General features: G+C 45.4%; 2 protein-coding genes. Both read left to right on the top strand.

The window, feature by feature from the left end:
- On the top strand, positions 1-382 hold a 382-nt coding region (locus tag SORDD27_RS03715), incomplete at its 5' end, for a uracil-DNA glycosylase (RefSeq protein WP_081103380.1).
- Positions 383-391: 9 nt separating this feature from the next.
- The coding region (locus SORDD27_RS03710) for an NUDIX hydrolase (RefSeq protein ID WP_231069286.1) at positions 392-740 on the top strand (349 nt) is incomplete at its 3' end.

Genomic DNA, 740 nt, shown 5'->3' with positions numbered 1-740 from the left:
AAAAGAATTGTCAGATGATATCGGCGTTAAGAAATCACATGATTTGACGTCTTGGGCTGAGCAAGGAGTCTTGCTTCTCAATGCTTGCTTGACGGTTCCTGCTGGGCAGGCCAATGGTCATGCTGGGCAGATATGGGAGCCATTTACAGATGCTGTGATTCGGGTTGTAAATAATCTAGACAGACCTGTAGTCTTTGTACTCTGGGGTGCTTATGCACGCAAGAAGAAGGCCTTGGTTACCAATCCTCACCACTTGATTATCGAATCAGCCCATCCTAGTCCTTTATCGGTTTATAGAGGATTTTGGGGTTCCAAGCCTTTTTCCAAGGCCAATGCATTCTTAACAGAGACAGGACAAGAGCCAATCGATTGGCTTAGATAAGGAGAGAATATGCCTCAGTTAGCGACGATTTGCTACATTGATAACGGAAAAGAACTGCTCATGCTTCATCGTAATAAGAAACCCAATGATGTCCACGAAGGCAAATGGATTGGTGTGGGTGGTAAGCTAGAACGAGGGGAGACTCCTCAGGAGTGCGCAGCGCGTGAAATCCTCGAAGAAACAGGCCTCAAAGCCAAGCCAGTTCTAAAAGGTGTTATCACTTTTCCAGAATTCACACCAGATTTAGACTGGTACACCTATGTTTTTAAGGTGACGGAGTTTGAGGGTGACTTGATTGACTGCAATGAGGGAACCTTAGAATGGGTTCCCTATGATGAAGTCTTAAGCAAGCCGACTT

Origin of the sequence: Streptococcus oralis (assembly GCF_001579025.1) — a bacterium.
Taxonomy (GTDB): Bacteria; Bacillota; Bacilli; order Lactobacillales; family Streptococcaceae; genus Streptococcus; species Streptococcus oralis_X.
Note: the sequence above shows the minus strand (reverse complement) of the source record. Positions and strands in the feature narration are given on the sequence as shown.